Raw genomic sequence first — 16,938 nt, 5'->3', positions numbered from 1 at the left:
GTACGCGCGGTGATCCGTTGCCTAGCGTCGAGCACATGAACCACGCCTTGACCGCCGCGGCCGCCGGATTCGGTACCGGCCTCTCCCTGATCGTCGCCATCGGCGCCCAGAACGCCTTCGTCCTGCGCCAGGGGATACGCCGCGACGCGATCCTCGCCGTGATCGGCATCTGCGCCCTGTCCGACGCGGTGCTGATCGCGCTCGGCGTCGGCGGGGTCGGCGCCCTGGTGACCGCGTGGCCGGACGCGGTGCGCGCCGTCGGAGTCGTCGGCGGTCTCTTCCTGATCGGCTACGGCGTCCTCGCCGCCCGCCGGGTCGTCCGGCCCGGGACGACCGGGCTGCGCGCCGAGGGCGACGCGGCGGGCTCGCGCAGGCGCGCGGTGCTCACCTGCCTCGCGCTGACCTGGCTCAACCCGCACGTCTACCTCGACACCGTCTTCCTGCTCGGCTCGCTCGCCGCCGACCGGGGCCCGCTGCGCTGGACCTTCGGGCTCGGCGCGGCCGTCGCCAGCCTGTGCTGGTTCGCCGCCCTCGGCCTCGGCGCCCGGCTGCTCGGCCGCGTCCTGGCCCGGCCCACCGCGTGGCGCGTGCTCGACGGCGTCATCGCCGCCACGATGCTCGGCCTCGGCGCCGCCCTGCTCGCCGGGTACTGAGACCGGGCACTGAGCCCGGGCACCGGGACCGGGTACCTGCGACCGGGTACCTGCGACCGCGTACCGAGAACGGCCCGGGGCGGTATCCGGCCGGATCGCGGAACGGGTTCGGCCGGAGGCGGGAGTTGCTGCGATAGTGAGGCCCGAATCGAAAGATGTATCGAGCAACGGATCGAGCGACCAGGAACCCCGTGGACACGAGCGAGAGCAGCAGCACCGACCCAGGAACCGCCGCCCCGGCCGCCGAGAACGCCGAGACCGCGCCCGCCGACTCCCTGCCCCGGCGCGGGTGGCGCCGCTGGGCCATGGACACCCGGCCCCTGCGCATCCCGGCGTACCGGCGCCTGTGGACGTCGACCATCGTCACCGCCGTCGGCAGCCAGCTCACCGCCGTCACCGTGCCCAAGCAGATCTACGACATCACCCACTCCTCGGCCTGGGTCGGCTACGCGAGCCTCGCGGGCCTGGTGCCCATGGTGGCCTTCGCGCTGTGGGGCGGCGCGGTCGCGGACACCGTGGACCGGCGCAAGCTGATGCTCGTCACCAACACCGGTATCGCCGTCACGTCGCTGCTCTTCTGGGCCCAGGCATTCACCGGACTCGACTCCGTGGCCGTGCTGATGGTGCTGCTCGCCGTCCAGCAGGCGTTCTTCGGGCTCAACTCCCCGGCCCGCAGCGCCTCCGTGGCCCGGCTTGTCCCGGAGTCGGAGCTGCCTGCCGCCAACGCGCTCGGCACCACCGTCATGCAGACCGGCCTGGTCGCCGGACCGCTGCTCGCCAGTGCGCTGATGCCGGTCGTCGGCCTGCCCGAGCTGTATCTGATCGACGCCCTCGCGCTGTGCGTCACCGTGTGGGCCGTCTTCCGGCTGCCCGCGCTGCCGCCGCTCGGCGGGACGGCCGCGCGCCGGGCCGGGGTGCGCGAGATCGCGGCCGGGTTCCGGTACATCACCGGGCACCAGGTGCTCCTGATGTCCTTCCTCGCGGACATCGTCGCCATGGTTTTCGGCATGCCCCGGGCGCTGTTCCCGGAGCTGGCCGCCGAGACCTACGCCTCCTGGGACCCGGACTTCGCGCTCGGCCTGCTCTTCGCCGCCGTGCCGGTCGGCGCCGTGCTCGGCGGACTGTTCTCCGGCGTGTTCTCCCGGGCGCGCTTCCACGGCTGGATGGTCATCGGCGCCGTCGTCGCCTGGGGCCTGGCCGTCGCCGGGTTCGGGCTCAGCGGCAACCTCTGGGTGGCCGCGGCCTTCCTGGCCGCCGCGGGCGTGGCCGACATGGTCTCCATGGTCTTCCGGGGCGCGATCCTGCTCTCCGCCGCGACCGACGAGATGCGCGGCCGGATGCAGGGCGTGTTCACCGTCGTCGTCGCGGGCGGCCCGCGCCTCGCGGACGTGCTGCACGGCACGGCGGGCGCGGCCTTCGGTACCCGGGCCGCCGTGGCGGGCGGCGGGGCGCTGGTCGTGGCCGTGATGCTGGTCCTGGGCGCCGCCGTTCCCGCGCTGCGCCGCTACCGCGTCTGAGCCCTGGGCAGACGCGTCCGAGCCCTACAGCGGTGTGGTCCGCCGGATCGCGTACTGGTCCATCAGCTTGCCCCGTGTGGTCTCCAGCCGATGGGCCAGGATCTCGGCGACCGTGCGCACCAGCGAAAGCCCGAGCAGCGGGTCCTCCACGCACACCCCGAGCACGGAGGGCCCGTCGAACTCGTAGGCCCGTACGTTGCTGAAGGCCACCGCGCCGAAGTCCCACTCGTACGGCGGGAACAGCCAGGACCAGCCGAGCAGGTCGCCCGCGCCGAGCGTGGCCACCGTGACGTGCTGGTGCGAGGTGACCTGCTGGTCCAGCGAGACCGCCCCCGAGCGGATCACCCAGAACCGGTCGGCGACCCCGCCCGCCTCGAAGATCCGGGAGTCCTCCGGGAAGGACACCTCCTCGGCCAGTTCCATCAGCCGCTCGCGTTGCGCTCTCGGCAGGGCGGTCAGCAGTTTTATCGCCTTGGTCATACGCGGGGCTCCTCACCGGGCGGCGGTTCGGGTGCTGTCCCTCGAGCCCGCTGCGAAAGTCCCGTCTGCCCCGCAACCGGCCCTAAGCCCATTGGAGCCGCTACCGCTCGACCGGGCACCTCGGCGGGCCCGGCACCTTGCCGGAACACCGGCACGCGGGCAGAGAAAAGCCCTGGCTGGACGGGGGAAACCAGCCAGGGCAGTCAGACGTGAAACGCGAAAGGGCACACCGGGAAAGCCCCGCGCCGCTCCGTCGCCACGTATGCGTGAACGATAAACCACCTTCCGGCGCGGCGGCCAATCCCTCCGCGCTCCCGCTCACGTGACCCGCCTCACTCCCGGCCCCACCGGTCCGCCCGGCTCCGGGACGGTGATCGCGCCGGGGGTGATGATCTCCGTCAGCACCATGCCCACCACCTCGTACGTCCGCGCCCGCTCGGCCGCCTCCCGCGCCTGGTCCGGATCGGTCGCCGTCAGGCTCTGCGCCCGCTCCCGCCAGACCCGCTCCTCCTCGGCGGCCACGTCCCGGCCCCGCCGGATGCGCCGCAACAGTTCGTCCGCGTCCACCACATCGCTCATACCCGTCCCCTACCCCTTCCGGGCCCGGTGATGACACCGGCACCGACGGCGTTTGACACCGCCACGACAGGTCAGCCGGAAAGAGAGGCCCGGCGCACTCGAGCCACGGGACGGCCGGGACTTTCCGTGAGGGAGGGATCAGGATGACGCGCGAGCGGCAGCAGCACACCCCCGGCCCGGCCACGGAGCCCGGCAGCGGACCCCGGACGCCCGCCTACCGCCCCGCCGACGCGCGCAGCGCCGTACGGCGCACGCTGACCGAGCACTGCCGCGCCAGGGCCGTGCCGTGCGCGGACGAGACCCTGGACGACGCCCTGCTCGTGGTCTCCGAGCTGACCTCCAACGCCATCGTGCACGGCGGCGGGATCACCGGCTTCGAGGTGGCCGTCGACAGCGCGGGCGTACGGCTCTCGGTGAGCGACCGCAGCGACGAACCCCCGGTGTGCGCGGCCGGGTTCCGCGAGGCCGACCGCTGCCGTACCGGCGGCCGGGGCTGGCCCCTGGTGTGCCTGCTCGCCCGGGACGTACGGGTGTCCGGACTGCCGTGCGGCGGCAAGCGGGTCACCGCCGTCGTACCGCTGCGCTGACCCGCGGCCCGAGAGGCAGGCCCGAGGGGCAGGCCAACTGCCGGGCGGACCGGGCCTATTGCCGGGCCTTCTCCGGACGGTCGGCCTTCCCGGCTTTCCCGGGCTTACCGGACTTCTCCGCCTTCCGGGACTTCTCGCCCTTCTCTCCCTTGCCGGCCTTCTCGCTCTGGCCGACGTCCGGCTTCTCGACCGGCACACCGAGCGGGCGCGCCAGACCCGAGACGGACTCGTCCAGCCGCTGGAGATGGCGCAGCACGCGGTCGGTGACCCGGCCGTAGCGCGGGGTGCCGAAGGTGCCCGGCTCCAGCATCGACGCGATGCTCGGCCCGGTCTCGATCGCGGCGGGGGAGTGCGGGTCGCGCACGTGCTCGGCGATCGCCTCGATGTTGTGCACGATCCGCGCGGACACCCCGCTCAGCCGGGGGTCCTCCGCGATCGACGGGTGGCTCGGCAGCAGCTCGGCCGTGGCCGCGAGCGCCCGGCAGTGGTACGCGCACGTCTCCAGGAGCGCCAGCACATAGCGCGCGGTGTCCCGGCGCGAGCGCAGCGGAGTGATCGGATGCGTCAGCGGCTGCACGGCGGTGCGCAGATCGGCCAGCGCCTGGTCCATGTCCCGCGCCTTGTCCACCAGGTCGAAGTGGCGCCGGCCGCTGAGCTGGTCCACCGCCGCCCGGGTCGCGTCGGCCAGCTTGTCCAGGACGTCCACCAGCAGCTCGTTGGTCCGCCGGTCGGTGCGCACCGGAAGCACCACCGCCGCCGTGATGATCCCGCAGGCCGCGCCGAGCGCCGTCTCCTCGACCCGCAGCAGCAGGACCGCCATGCTGTAGGTGTTGAGCAGCGTGTACAGCAGCCCCAGGGCCGCCGTCACGAAGAACGACATGAGCGTGTACGACAGGGGCGCGGTGTAGAACACGGCGAACACACACACCAGCACCAGGACGAACGCCGTCCAGGTGTGGTGTCCCACCACACCGGCGAGACCGATACCGGCGACCACGCCGAGGATCGTGCCGAGCAGCCGCCGGTAGCCCTTCACCAGGATCTCGCCGGTGGAGGCGGTGTTGATGAACACGATCCAGCAGGTCAGCACCGCCCAGTACCAGCGCTGGCTGGACAGCAGCTCGCCGCCCGCGATGGCCAGCGCCGAACCGACGGCCACCTGGATCGCCGCCCGGGTGGTCGGCCGGTGCAGGCCCGACTCGTCGTGCTTGTCGTCCTCGCTCTCCTCGCTGCCCTCGATGCCCGCCTCCTCCGCGTCCAGCTCCTCGCGGGAGCGGGCGGTGGCCGGGCTGTCGTCCGACTCGTCCTGGGGGCCGTCCAGCGCGGTCCGCAGACCGAGTACGGCACGGGCCGCCTCACCGATGCCCCGGAACACGTCCTGGACGGGCGGGGTCGCCTTCGGCAGGTTCTCCGCCTCGCGGTAGCCGAGCAGCCGGTTGCGGACCTGGGCCAGCGCCGTGCCCGACGCCTCGCCCGCCGGGCGCAGCACCAGCAGCCGCAGCGCCTCCAGGTCCCGGCGCACCGTGGCCCGCGCCTCGTCGCGCACCGGCAGCTGACCGCGCGAGGGCAGCGAGGCGCCCGGCAGATGCAGGGTGAGGGTGTCGGTGCGCTCGGCGCTGCGCGCGGTCAGCAGCAGCAGCCCGAGCCGCTCGGCGGCGATCTCGGCCTCCGCGATACGACGCTGGAGCCGACGTGCCACGGCCTCGTCGTCGGTGCCGTGCTCCAGCCGGCCCTGGATCATCAGCGCCGTCTCGTGCAGCCGCGCGGTGCCGGTGCGCAGGTCGCCCAGGACCTTGTCGACGTCCTCGGGACCGGCGTCCAGCAGCTCGATCTGGCTCGTGATCAGCAGCCCGAGGCGGGCGCGGAAGGCCCGGCGCAGCCGGTCGAGGGTGCCCGCGGCGGTCTGCGGCAGCAGCACGAACCGCGCCAGCGCGCTGCACACGAACGCCACCGAGATGACCACGAACAGCGAGGGCAGCAGGTCGACCGTGGCCCGCACGAACAGCGAAAGGAAGTAGATCTGGAAGCCGATCAGACCGAGCCCGGTACCCCGGTCGCCGAATCTCCGCCCGTAGACCGCGCAGAAGATGAGCAGCAGGAAGCAGATGTCGCTCACCAGCGGCCACTGGTTCAGGACCGCGCCCAGCGACACCGCCGCGAACGCGACGGGCACGCACAGCGCCAGGGTGATCACCTGCGGGCGCCGGTCGACCTCCCGTACGGCGAAGGTCGCGGACATCGCCGCCATGGCGCCCGCGACCAGCTGCGGCACCGGGAAGCGGAGCAGCCCGAGCGCCACGAGCGTCATGGCGATGGCGATCACCGTGCGCAGCCCCGCGGTCAGCCGCAACAGCCCGGGATCGGACGCGGAGAGCCGGTCCCACATGCGTACGCGCACCGCACGTCCCACTGCCTTCACGCCGCCGCGCTCTTTCTTCCGTGCCGGAACATGATCCGCACACCAGCATGTCACGACGTGCGGCGCCGCTCGCCTTCACCGGGCGGGCGGCGCCGCACGTCAGGGGCGCCCGGGGCGACCCCCGGTGCCGCCTCAGGAGCCCCCGGCGGCCTTGCCCTCGACCCGTCCCTCGATCCGCCCCTCGGCCTCGGCCCGGTCCACCTCACCGCGTGCCTGCTGGGGTGTCAGATAGCGGTCGGTGTACTCGAAGTCCTTGAGCTTGGCGGGCTTGCGGGCCTGGAAGCCGGTGCGCACGAAATCGTCGCCCGCGATCGCGTTGAGGATCCAGTTGACCAGCACGCGCGCCTTGGCCACGTTGGTGCGCAGCGCGGACCAGTGGTAGCCGCGGGCCGCGAGCTGGGCCAGGATGCCGTGCAGCTCGATGCCGAGCGGCCGTGAGACCGCGTCCTTGCCGCCGAGGTCGACGACGAGCCCGAGGTCCTTGTGCACGTACGGCTTGAGCGGCTGCCCGCGCAGAGAGGCGATGACGTTGTCCGCGACCACCTTGCCCTGCCGCATCGCGTGCTGGGCGGTGGGCGGGCAGACCGCGCCCTCCTCGTGCTTGGCGAGGTCGGGGACGGCGGCGGCGTCGCCGAGGGCGAACATGCCGTCGTGGCCCGGCACGGTCATCTCCGGGGTGACGGCGAGCCGCCCGCGCACCGTCTCCGCGTCGAAGGTGCCGACGAGGGGACTGGCGGCGACCCCGGCGGTCCAGATCAGGGTGTGGCTGGGCAGCACCCGGCCGTCGGTGAGCGTGATCTCGTCCTCGGTGACCTTGGCGACGGAGACCCCGAGGGAGACGTCGATGCCCCGGTTCCGCAGGATCTTCATCGCCTGCTTGCCCAGCCGGTCCCCGAGCTCCGGCATCAGCTTGGGCGCGATGTCGAGCAGATGCCACTTGATCAGGCCCGGATCGAGGCGGGGATAGCGCTGGATCGCGGCGTGGGTCAGGCGCTGCAGACAGGCCGCGGTCTCCGTGCCCGCGTAACCGCCGCCCACGACGACGAACTGCAGGCGCGCCTCGCGCTCGGCGGGGTCGTTGCTCGCGTCGGCCAGATCGAGCTGGGAGATCACATGGTCACGGACGTACGCGGCCTCGGCCAGCGTCTTCATCCCGAAGGCGTGGTCGGTCAGGCCCGGAATGTCGAAGGTGCGGGTCACGCTGCCCGGGGCGAGGACGAGATAGTCGTACGGCTCGTTGACGATGTCGTCGGTGATGGTGCGGACGACGCACACCTTCGCCTCGGGATCGACCCCGATGGCACCGCCCGGGATGATCCGGGTGCGGTACTTGCGGCTGCGGCGCAGGGAGACGGCGATCGACTGCGGGGTGAGCACCCCGGAGGCGACCTGGGGGAGCAGGGGGAGGTAGAGCTGATAGGAGAACGGCGTCACCAGCGCGACGTCGGCCTCCCCGGGGGCGAGTTCGCGTTCCAGACGGCGAACGCACTCGACGCCGGCGAAACCAGCGCCGATCACCAGAATCCTGGGTCGTGTCACGGTGTTCATCCCTTTCTGCGGCTCCCGGCGAACCGGCCCGACTGCCGTCCGCCTGCCCTGCACCGCTGCCACCACACACCCCGATCCCACCGCGCTGCGGGCCGTTGTGCCAGCCGGGCGGGGCAGGCAGTTGAACGTCAGCCGTACACATGGGCATCACCCTGCCCCCGGGACGGCGGCGGCAACCGGGATCGGGCCGGGAAGCGGGATCGGGCCGGGAAGCGGACCACCGGACGTCACCAGGGCAGGAACGCGTGGATGTCCTTGCCGTCCTCGTCCACCACCACGCTCACCTGGTCGCACAGCGTGTGCAGCAGATGCCAGCCGATCCCGCCCCCGCCCGTGCTCGGCCTGAAGGGACGCGGCTCGGGGCGGACGGTGCTCGTGTCGTGCATGATCACGTGCACGCCGTCGAAGGTGCGCCGCAGCCGCAGCCCGAACGGACCGGGCGCGTACTGGATGGCGTTGGCCGCCAGCTCGGTGACCACCAGCAGGATGTCGTCCCAGTACTCGGCCGCCCGGGGCGGCTCGTCCAGGGCCAGGACGCGCAGGAACCGCTCCGCGGCCAGCCGTGCCCCGGTCACGTTGGACAGCTCGCCCGGGAAGGAGAACACACGCTCGTGCGTCTCCTGTGAGGGCGGTGTCCCGTCCCAGCGCGGCTCGCTCGCCATCTCGCGTCCCCGGCCCCGGAAAACCCGGGGCGGTCGTGTCGACCGGTCACTTTCCCTGCTGCGGGTTCCCCTCGCTCACAGGACTACGCGTCCACCCGGTGACCGGCGGTTTCCCACCGGCCGTCCGGGCTGCGCGCGCCCTTCTGCCGACAGCCGACCGTTGATCGCTACCGGAACACGTTGTCCGAATCGTCCCAGTCGGCCGGCTCCTGCGGGCGCGAGCGCCGCGCGGCACGGGAGCGGGCCTCGTACATCGCGTCGATCTCCGCCGCGAAGTGCCGCACGATCGCGTCCCGGCGCAGCTTCAGGGACGGCGTCAGCAGCCCGTTGTCCGGCGCGAAGGGCTCCGGCACCACCCGGTAGACCCGTATGGACTCCGCGCGCGAGACCGCGCTGTTGGCGGAGGCCACCGCCCGCGCCAGCTCCTCGCGCAGCGCGTTCTCCTCGCGGGCCTCCCGGCCCCCCGGCTCGCCCTGGAAGGCCAGCGCGGTCCGCCAGTGCGCCAGGAACTCCGGGTCCAGCGTGATCAGCGCGCCCACACAGGGCCGGTCGTCCCCGACGACCACCGCCTGGTGCACCAGCGGATGCTCCCGCAGCCGCTGCTCCAGCGGGGCCGGGGCCACGCTCTTGCCGCTGCTGGTGACCAGCACGTCCTTCTTGCGGCCGGTGATCGTCAGATACCCCTCGCCGTCGAGGCGCCCGATGTCCCCGGTGGCCAGCCAGCCCGAGCGCAGCGCGGCCCGGGTGCGCTGCTCGTCGCCCATGTAGCCCTGGAACACCGACGGACCGCGCACCAGGATCTCCCCGTCGTCGGCCACCTCGATCTCGGTGCCCGGCAGCGGCAGCCCCACCGTCCCCGTCTTCTCCCGGCCCACCGGCTGCATGGTGATGCCGCCGCTGGTCTCGGTCAGGCCGTAGCCGTCGTGGAGGTAGAGCCCGATGCCCTCGTAGAACAGCGACAGGTCACGGCTGAGCGAGGAGCCGCCCGAGGTGCCGCGCTGGGCCCGGCCGCCGAGGGCCGCGCGCAGCTTGCGGTACACGGTCCGCTCGTACAGGGCGTGCTGGAGCCGCAGATCCAGACCCGGGCCGGGGCCGGTGCCGAGCCGGGCCCGCTCCTGGGCCTCCGCGAAGTCCCGTGCCGTCTCGGCCGCCCGCTCGAACACCGCCCCGCGCCCGGCCTGCTGGGCGGTGCGCAGGAAGGTCTTGTACAGCTTCTCGAAGACCGACGGCACGCCGTAGAGGTACGACGGCCGGAACGTGGCCAGCGCCGAGGCGAGCGCCTCCTCGGTCATCTCGGGCTCGTGCGCCATCAGGAAGCCGCCCCGCAGGCACATCTGCATGATCATGAGCCCGTACACGTGCGAGAACGGCAGGAACGCCAGCACGGAGGGCTGCTCACCGGGCGACGCCGCGGTGTGCCCCCAGCCGGCCAGCAGCACGTCGCACGGGTAGGCCAGACCCCGGTGGCTCAGCGCGCAGCCGAGCGGACGCCCCGAGGTGCCCGAGGTGTAGGCGATGGCCGCCGTGGAGTCCGGCAGCACGATCCGGCGCAGCGACTCCACCGTGGTGATCGGGATGTCGGTGCCGCGCTCGGCCAGTTCGGCGAGCGCGCCCGCGTCCAGCTGCCAGACGTGCTTCAGCCGGGGCAGCGCCGCGCACACCGTGCCGACGGTCATGATCCCCTGCTCGTCCTCGACCGCCACGGCGACGCAGGCCGCGTCCCGCAGGATCCACTCCACCTGCTCCCGCGAGGAGGTCGGATGGATCGGGACGATCTCCGCGCCCACGGTCCACAGGGCGTGCGCCAGCACCGTCCACTCGTAACGGGTGCGGGCCATCAGGGCCACCCGGTGGCCCGGTGAGATCCCGGCGGCCACCAGCCCCTTGGCCAGGGCGACCACCTCGTCCCGCAAGGTGGCGGCCGTGACCTCCTCCCACACGGTCGCGGCGGCGTTCTTGCGCCACGCGAGCAGGGGCAGGCCGGGGTTTCGGACCGCGGTCTCGAAGACGGTGTCGGCGAGCCCGCCGGTGGGAGGCGGGACCGCTGCTGGAGCGAGGGCGACGTCGCGCATGGCGCTGCTCCTGGAATGTACCGAGGGTGACTCCGCCGATCGGCTCTGTGTCGGCGGTGCACGAATCTAGCCCAGGTAAGCGCTTTCGGTGAGGGGAAGCGGAAACTCGTGATCGAGCGATGATCTTTGAGTGCCCGGTCGGCCCCGTGAACCGCCCTTCCGCGTGCATATGCGGACCGCGCCCAGGGGTCGGTTCCGGGGGTACGACGCGAGGGGCGGCCGGGGTCGTTCGGACCCCGGCCGCCCCTCGGCGAACCCACCTGCGCGGCGGCTCAGCCCGCCGGCGTCAGCCAGACCGTGGCGAGCGGCGGCAGCGTCAGCCGCAGCGCCCCGTCCTCCGGCTTCAGCCCCTCGGCCGCTCCCGTGGCCACGTCACCGCCGCCGAACCGGGCCGCGTCCGTGTTCAGCGCCTCCCGCCAGACCGGGACCTCGCCGGGCACCGGGAGGGCGTAGTCGTGGCGGACGACGGGGGAGAAGTTCGACACCGCGAGGAGCGGTGTGCCCGCCTCGTCGTGGCGCAGGAACGCGAAGACGTTGTCGTCGGCAGCGTCGCACATCACCCACCGGAAGGCGCTCGGGTCGGTGTCCCGCTGCCACAGCGCCGGGGTGTCCCGGTACCGCGCGTTCAGCTCCCGCACGAGATCCTGGACGCCCCGGTGGTCGCCCGCCGCGCAGTAGCCCTCGTCCAGCAGCCACCACTCCGGGCCGTGCGCCTCGGACCACTCGCCGCCCTGGGCGAACTCCTGCCCCATGAAGAGCAGTTGCTTGCCCGGGTGGGCCCACATGAAGCCCAGATAGGCACGGTGGTTCGCGCGGCGCTGCCACCAGTCGCCCGGCATCTTCGACACCAGCGCCTGCTTGCCGTGCACCACTTCGTCGTGGGAGATCGGCAGGACGTAGTTCTCGCTGTACGCGTACACCATCGAGAACGTCATCTCGTGGTGGTGGTACTTGCGGTGCACCGGCTCCTTCTGCACGTACTCCAGCGAGTCGTGCATCCAGCCCATGTTCCACTTCAGCCCGAAACCCAGACCGCCGCCGTCCGTCGGCCGGGTCACGCCGTCCCAGGCGGTGGACTCCTCGGCGATGGTCACCACGCCCGGGCAGCGCCGGTAGACGGTCGCGTTCATCTCCTGGAGGAAGGCCACCGCGCCCAGGTCCTCGCGGCCGCCGAAGACGTTCGGCTCCCACTGCCCGGAGTCGCGCGAGTAGTCGAGGTAGAGCATCGAGGCGACCGCGTCCACGCGCAGCCCGTCGATGTGGAACTCCTCGCACCAGTAAACGGCGTTGGCGACAAGGAAGTTGCGCACCTCGGTCCGCGCGAAGTCGAACTCGTACGTCCCCCAGTCCGGGTGCTCCGCGCGCCGGGAGTCCCCGGGCTCGTAGAGCGGCTCGCCGTCGAAGCGGGCCAGCGCCCAGTCGTCCTTGGGGAAGTGCGCGGGCACCCAGTCCATGATCACGCCGATGCCCGCCTGATGGAGCCGGTCCACCAGGTACTTGAAGTCGTCGGGCGAGCCGAGGCGCGGGGTGGGCGCGTAGTACGAGGTGACCTGATAGCCCCACGAACCGCTGAAGGGGTGCCCGGCGACCGGCATCAGCTCGACATGCGTGAAGCCCATCTCCTTGACGTACGCCGGGAGTTCGTCCGCGAGCTGACGATACGTCAGACCGGGGCGCCAGGAGGGCAGATGCACCTCGTACACCGAGAACGGCGCCCGGTGCACGGGCGTGTCCCCGCGGTGCTCCATCCAGTCCGCGTCGTGCCACTCGTGCCGGGACACCGCCACGACCGACGCAGTGTCCGGCGGCACCTCGGTGGCGCGGGCCATCGGATCGGCCTTCAGGAAGCGGTGGCCGTGACGCGAGGTGATCTCGAACTTGTACCGGGTGCCCTCGCCGATCCCCGGCAGGAACAGCTCCCACACCCCGGACGCGCCCAGCGAGCGCATCGGGTACTGCGTGCCGTCCCAGAACGTGAACTCCCCGGCCAGCCGTACGCCCTGGGCGTTCGGCGCCCACACCGTGAACCGGGTGCCCGCCACCCCCTCGTGCGTCATCGGCTCCGCGCCCAGCGCCTTCCACAGCTCCTCGTGGCGGCCCTCGCGGATCAGATGCAGATCCAGCTCACCCAGCGACGGCAGGAAGGCGTACGGGTCGTGGACCTCGTGCTCGCCGTCGTCGTAGGTGACGAGCAGGGTGTACGACGGGATCTCCCGGTACGGCAGGACGGCCGCGAACAGGCCGCCGCCCTCCGACTCCAGGGCGGCCCGCTTGCCGTCCACGACGACATGGACCGCGCTGGCGTTGGGGCGCAGCGCCCGGAACAGCACACCGCCGGGCGCGGGGTGCGCGCCGAGCAGGGCGTGCGGGTCGTGGTGCGCGCCGCCCAGCAGCCGGTCGCGGTCACCGGCGGCCAGCGGCGGTGCGTAGACGCGCGGCGGGCCCGCGCTCTCGGGGGGAGAGGTGTCACGCAGTGCCATGTCAGCCTCCCCACACGGCGAGTCGCTCGATCGCGGCCATCGGTACCGGCAGCCAGTCCGGCCGGTGTCTCGCCTCGTACAGCACCTCGTACACCGCCCTGTCCGTCTCGTGCGCGCGCAGCAGCGCGTGCTTCTCGCATGGGTTCCACCCGGCGCGGGCCGCGTAGCCCGCGCAGAACGCGTCCCGGCAGCGCTGCGCCCATTCGGGTCGCCAGGGGCGGCGCTGCCGGGCCGCGTAGTCGAAGGAGCGCAGCATCCCGGCGATGTCACGCACCGGGGACTGCGGGGCACGCCGTTCGTCCAGCGGACGGGACGGCTCACCCTCGAAATCGATCACGAACCAGTCGCGCCCGGCCCGCAGCACCTGGCCGAGGTGCAGATCGCCGTGCACCCGCTGCACCGGCGGCCCCGAGTCGCACGAGGCCAGCGCCGCGAACGCGGCCCGCAGCCCCGGCACATGGGGCAGCAGCCCGGGTACGGCGCGCGCGGCGGCGTCCAGCCGCGCGCACATCTGCTCCGCCGTGCGGCCCCGCTCGCCGGGCCCGGCCGGCGGGAACGCCTGGGCGAGCGCCAGGTGCACGTCGGCCATGGCGCTGCCCAGCTCCCGTGCCTCGGCGGTGAAGTCGTGGCCGTCGGCCAGCGCGCGCAGCGCCAGCGTCCACCCGTCCGCGGCGTCCGGCAGGAACGGCTGGAGCACGCCCAGCGTCGCGGGCTGCGGGCTCGTCGTGCTGAACCAGGCCACCGGCGCGGGCACCCGCGCGCAGCCCTGCGTGGTCAGCGCGCTCGGCACCTCCAGGTCCGGGTTGACGCCCGGCTGGATACGGCGGAACACCTTCAGGATGTACGCATCGCCGTACACGATCGAGGAGTTGGACTGCTCGGCGGTCAGCAGCCGGGGTGCCAGACCGCCCGGTACCCGCGCGGCCGGGTCCGTCTCGAAGCGCAGCGGGCCCGCCTGGCCGGGGCGGCGCAGCCGCTCCAGGAGCAGATGCGCCGAGCGCGGATCGTGCAGCGCGTCGTAGACGGCGAGGCCCTTGAACGGCCCCTCCTCGGCGCGCCCGATGAAGGCCCGCTCCAGGCGCGGCGCCATCTCCTCCCGCAGGCCGAGCAGGAGTTGGTAGCAGTCGCCGGGCGGGGGAGTGCCGCCCGGGGTGGGCAGCGGCGCGTGCGAGGCGTTCACCAGCAGATGCAGACAGCCCGGGAACAGCTCGGTCATGGACAGCACCGTCAGATCGGTGACGGGCCGGTCCTTTCCCGCGAACCAGCGCTGTTCGGGCAGCCATTCGAGCAGCAGGCCGCGCAGCGAGGCCGGCCGCCGTCCCGCGTCGAGCGCGGCGCGGGGGGAGAGGGTGATGGTCTTCGGCATGGTGACGCGTCCTTTCCTCGGCGTCCGGCGCTCAGCGGCGGCGGCCGATGCGGGATGCGACTCGGGTGAGCCGGAACCAGTAGAAGCCGTGGCCCGCGAGGGTCAGCAGATAGGGCAGTTCACCGATCGCCGGGAAGCGCACCCCGCCGATCAGCTCGACCGGGTGACGCCCGTCGTAGGCCCGCAGATCGAGCTCGGTGGGCTGTGCGAACCGGGAGAAGTTGTGCACGCACAGCACCAGGTCGTCGCCGTACTCGCGGAGGAACGCGAGGACCGCCGGGTTGGAGGACGGCAGTTCGGTGTAGGTGCCGAGCCCGAAGGCGGGGTTCTGCTTGCGGATCTCGATCATCCGGCGGGTCCAGTGCAGCAGGCTCGACGGGGACGACATCGAGGCTTCCACGTTGGTGACCTGGTAGCCGTACACCGGGTCCATGATTGTGGGGAGGTAGAGCCGGCCGGGGTCGCAGGGAGAGAAGCCCGCGTTGCGGTCGGGGGTCCACTGCATGGGGGTGCGGACGGCGTCGCGGTCGCCGAGCCAGATGTTGTCGCCCATGCCGATCTCGTCGCCGTAGTAGAGGATCGGCGAGCCGGGGAGGGAGAGCAACAGGGCGGTGAACAGCTCGATTTGATTCCGGTCGTTGTCGAGCAGGGGTGCGAGGCGGCGGCGGATGCCGATGTTGGCGCGCATACGCGGGTCCTTCGCGTATTCGGCCCACATGTAGTCGCGTTCCTCGTCGGTGACCATCTCCAGGGTCAGTTCGTCGTGGTTGCGCAGGAAGATGCCCCACTGGCAACTCGACGGGATCGAGGGTGTCTTGGCGAGGATCTCGGAGACCGGGTAGCGGGACTCACGGCGTACGGCCATGAAGATGCGCGGCATGACGGGGAAGTGGAACGCCATGTGGCATTCGTCGCCGCCCGCCTGGTAGTCGCCGAAGTAGTCGACGACGTCCTCCGGCCACTGGTTCGCCTCCGCCAGCAGCACGGTGTCGGGGTACTGGGTGTCGATCTCGCGCCGGACGCGCTTGAGGAACTCGTGCGTGGCGGGCAGGTTCTCGCAGTTGGTGCCGTCCTGGGCGTAGAGGTACGGCACCGCGTCGAGGCGGAACCCGTCGATGCCCAGGTCCAGCCAGAACTTGAGCGCGGCCAGGATCTCGTCCTGGACGGCCGGGTTCTCGTAGTTCAGGTCGGGCTGGTGCGAGAAGAAGCGGTGGAAGAAGTACTGGCCGCGCACCGGGTCGAAGGTCCAGTTGGAGACCTCGGTGTCCACGAAGATGATCCGCGCGTCCTGGTACTGCTTGTCGTCGTCGGCCCACATGTAGTAGTCGCCGTACGGGCCTTCGGGGTCCTTGCGGGACTCCTGGAACCACGGATGCTGATCGCTCGTGTGGTTCATGACGAAGTCGATGACGACGCGCATCCCGCGCTGGTGGGCGGCGTCCACGAACTCGACGAAGTCCGCGAGGTCCCCGAACTCCGGCAGCACCGACGTGTAGTCGGCCACGTCGTAACCGCCGTCACGCAGCGGGGACTTGAAGAACGGCGGCAGCCACAGACAGTCGACGCCGAGCCACTGGAGATAGTCCAGCTTGGCGGTGAGGCCCTTGAGGTCGCCGATGCCGTCGCCGTCGCTGTCGTGGAAGGAGCGGACCAGGACCTCGTAGAAGACGGCGCGCTTGAACCACTCCGGGTCGCGGTCCCGGGCGGGGGTGTCCTCAAAAGTGTCCGGCACGGGTTCGTTCACGGTCATGACGCTGAAGGCCCTCCGATCTGTGGCGTCGCCCGCCCGGCGGCGTGCAGTACGTGCGCGGGTGCGTGGCCGGGGCTGAGACGGACGTAGTTGGTCCGGCCCCAGTGGTAGGTCTCGCCTGTCAGTTCGTCGTGTACGGACAGGGCGTCGTTCCAGTCCAGGCCGAGTTGCGGCATGTCCAACGAGACCGTGGCCTCCTGGGTGTGGTGCGGGTCGAGGTTGACGACCACGATGACCGTGTCCGTCCCCGTGCTCTTGCTGTAGGCGAGCACGGAGTCGTTGTCGGTCTGATGGAAGCGGAGATTCCGCAGGCGCTGTAGCGCGGGATGCCGGCGACGGATGTCGTTGAGCCGGGTGATCAGTGGGGCGATGGTGCGGCCCTCGCGGGCGGCCGCCTCCCAGTCGCGGGGCTTGAGCTGGTACTTCTCCGAGTCGAGGTACTCCTCGCCGCCCGGCTTCAACGCCTGGTTCTCACACAGCTCGTAGCCGCTGTAGATGCCCCAGGCCGGGGAAAGCGTGGCCGCCAGGACGGCCCGCGCCTCGAAGGCGGGGCGGCCGCCCTGCTGGAGATGGGCGGGCAGGATGTCCGGGGTACTGGTGAAGAAGTTGGGCCGCATATGGGCGGCCGCCTCACCCGACAACTCGGTGAGGTACTCGGTCAGTTCCTGCTTGTCGTTCCGCCACGTGAAGTACGTGTAGGACTGCTGGAAGCCGATCTGCGCGAGGGTGTGCATCATCGCGGGGCGGGTGAACGCCTCGGCCAGGAAGAGGACGTCGGGGTCGGCGCGGTTGATCTCGCCGATGACGCGTTCCCAGAAGACGACC

Annotated in this window: 13 protein-coding genes; 3 read left to right on the top strand and 10 right to left on the bottom strand. The window is 72.0% G+C overall.

Features of this window, described 5'->3' with window-relative positions:
• The first annotated feature begins 35 nt into the window (after positions 1-35).
• Positions 36-653 carry a LysE/ArgO family amino acid transporter gene (locus AB0E91_RS20560; protein ID WP_361783618.1) on the top strand — a complete coding sequence of 206 codons (618 nt, stop codon included), beginning with the start codon at positions 36-38 and terminating at the stop codon, positions 651-653.
• A 191-nt stretch (positions 654-844) separates the two neighbouring features.
• Positions 845-2,170 carry an MFS transporter gene (locus tag AB0E91_RS20555; RefSeq protein WP_361783615.1) on the top strand — a complete coding sequence of 442 codons (1,326 nt, stop codon included), beginning with the start codon at positions 845-847 and terminating at the stop codon, positions 2,168-2,170.
• 24 nt (positions 2,171-2,194) lie between these two features.
• Here the strand turns inward: AB0E91_RS20555 and AB0E91_RS20550 are convergent, their stop codons facing one another.
• Together AB0E91_RS20550 and AB0E91_RS20545 are read right to left on the bottom strand one after the other, a co-directional pair.
• A complete protein-coding gene (locus AB0E91_RS20550) occupies positions 2,195-2,650 on the bottom strand; it encodes a cyclic nucleotide-binding domain-containing protein (RefSeq protein ID WP_361783612.1) in 456 nt (151 codons plus the stop codon).
• Positions 2,651-2,968: 318 nt separating this feature from the next.
• Positions 2,969-3,229 carry a hypothetical protein gene (locus AB0E91_RS20545; RefSeq protein ID WP_361783609.1) on the bottom strand — a complete coding sequence of 87 codons (261 nt, stop codon included), beginning with the start codon at positions 3,227-3,229 and terminating at the stop codon, positions 2,969-2,971.
• A gap of 143 nt (positions 3,230-3,372) precedes the next feature.
• On the opposite strand from AB0E91_RS20545, the gene AB0E91_RS20540 reads away from it, so the two are divergent.
• On the top strand, positions 3,373-3,816 hold the full coding sequence (locus tag AB0E91_RS20540; RefSeq protein WP_361783606.1) for an ATP-binding protein: 444 nt from the start codon (positions 3,373-3,375) through the stop codon (positions 3,814-3,816).
• Positions 3,817-3,871: 55 nt separating this feature from the next.
• Here AB0E91_RS20540 and AB0E91_RS20535 read toward each other — a convergent pair whose 3' ends face one another.
• The 8 genes from AB0E91_RS20535 to AB0E91_RS20500 all read right to left on the bottom strand — a co-directional run.
• The gene (locus AB0E91_RS20535; protein ID WP_361784557.1) at positions 3,872-6,202 is read right to left on the bottom strand and encodes an FUSC family protein; all 2,331 of its coding nucleotides are present in this window, start codon (positions 6,200-6,202) and stop codon (positions 3,872-3,874) included.
• Between the two features lie 165 nt (positions 6,203-6,367).
• Positions 6,368-7,783 (bottom strand): NAD(P)/FAD-dependent oxidoreductase, encoded by a 1,416-nt coding sequence (locus AB0E91_RS20530; protein WP_361783603.1) that lies wholly within the window; start codon positions 7,781-7,783, stop codon positions 6,368-6,370.
• 227 nt (positions 7,784-8,010) lie between these two features.
• On the bottom strand, positions 8,011-8,445 hold the full coding sequence (locus AB0E91_RS20525; protein ID WP_361783600.1) for an ATP-binding protein: 435 nt from the start codon (positions 8,443-8,445) through the stop codon (positions 8,011-8,013).
• A gap of 167 nt (positions 8,446-8,612) precedes the next feature.
• Entirely contained in the window at positions 8,613-10,517 is a 1,905-nt protein-coding gene (locus AB0E91_RS20520; RefSeq protein ID WP_361783597.1) for an AMP-dependent synthetase/ligase, read from the bottom strand.
• Positions 10,518-10,789: 272 nt separating this feature from the next.
• The gene (gene glgB / locus AB0E91_RS20515; RefSeq protein ID WP_361783594.1) at positions 10,790-12,997 is read right to left on the bottom strand and encodes a 1,4-alpha-glucan branching enzyme; all 2,208 of its coding nucleotides are present in this window, start codon (positions 12,995-12,997) and stop codon (positions 10,790-10,792) included.
• Between the two features lies 1 nt (position 12,998).
• Entirely contained in the window at positions 12,999-14,363 is a 1,365-nt protein-coding gene (locus tag AB0E91_RS20510) for a maltokinase (RefSeq protein ID WP_361783591.1), read from the bottom strand.
• Positions 14,364-14,394: 31 nt separating this feature from the next.
• Complete coding sequence (treS, locus tag AB0E91_RS20505; protein WP_361783588.1) at positions 14,395-16,113, bottom strand: maltose alpha-D-glucosyltransferase; 1,719 nt, start codon at positions 16,111-16,113, stop codon at positions 14,395-14,397.
• Positions 16,110-16,938 (bottom strand): alpha-glucosidase C-terminal domain-containing protein (locus AB0E91_RS20500; protein WP_361783585.1); only part of this gene is annotated, 829 nt, incomplete at its 5' end. The genes treS and AB0E91_RS20500, both read right to left, overlap by 4 nt.

The organism is Streptomyces sp. NPDC026659, from assembly GCF_040638245.1.
Classification (GTDB): Bacteria; Actinomycetota; Actinomycetes; order Streptomycetales; family Streptomycetaceae; genus Streptomyces.
Note: the sequence above shows the minus strand (reverse complement) of the source record. Positions and strands in the feature narration are given on the sequence as shown.

Bases quoted from the DNA above. Each gene is read 5' to 3' on its own strand.
- AB0E91_RS20560 (WP_361783618.1), top strand. From the start codon at position 36: ATGAACCACGCCTTGACCGCCGCGGCCGCCGGATTCGGTACCGGCCTC.
- AB0E91_RS20550 (WP_361783612.1), bottom strand. From the start codon at position 2,650: ATGACCAAGGCGATAAAACTGCTGACCGCCCTGCCGAGAGCGCAACGC.
- AB0E91_RS20545 (WP_361783609.1), bottom strand. From the start codon at position 3,229: ATGAGCGATGTGGTGGACGCGGACGAACTGTTGCGGCGCATCCGGCGG.
- AB0E91_RS20540 (WP_361783606.1), top strand. From the start codon at position 3,373: ATGACGCGCGAGCGGCAGCAGCACACCCCCGGCCCGGCCACGGAGCCC.
- AB0E91_RS20535 (WP_361784557.1), bottom strand. From the start codon at position 6,202: ATGTGGGACCGGCTCTCCGCGTCCGATCCCGGGCTGTTGCGGCTGACC.
- AB0E91_RS20530 (WP_361783603.1), bottom strand. From the start codon at position 7,783: ATGAACACCGTGACACGACCCAGGATTCTGGTGATCGGCGCTGGTTTC.
- AB0E91_RS20525 (WP_361783600.1), bottom strand. From the start codon at position 8,445: ATGGCGAGCGAGCCGCGCTGGGACGGGACACCGCCCTCACAGGAGACG.
- AB0E91_RS20520 (WP_361783597.1), bottom strand. From the start codon at position 10,517: ATGCGCGACGTCGCCCTCGCTCCAGCAGCGGTCCCGCCTCCCACCGGC.
- glgB (WP_361783594.1), bottom strand. From the start codon at position 12,997: ATGGCACTGCGTGACACCTCTCCCCCCGAGAGCGCGGGCCCGCCGCGC.
- AB0E91_RS20510 (WP_361783591.1), bottom strand. From the start codon at position 14,363: ATGCCGAAGACCATCACCCTCTCCCCCCGCGCCGCGCTCGACGCGGGA.
- treS (WP_361783588.1), bottom strand. From the start codon at position 16,113: ATGACCGTGAACGAACCCGTGCCGGACACTTTTGAGGACACCCCCGCC.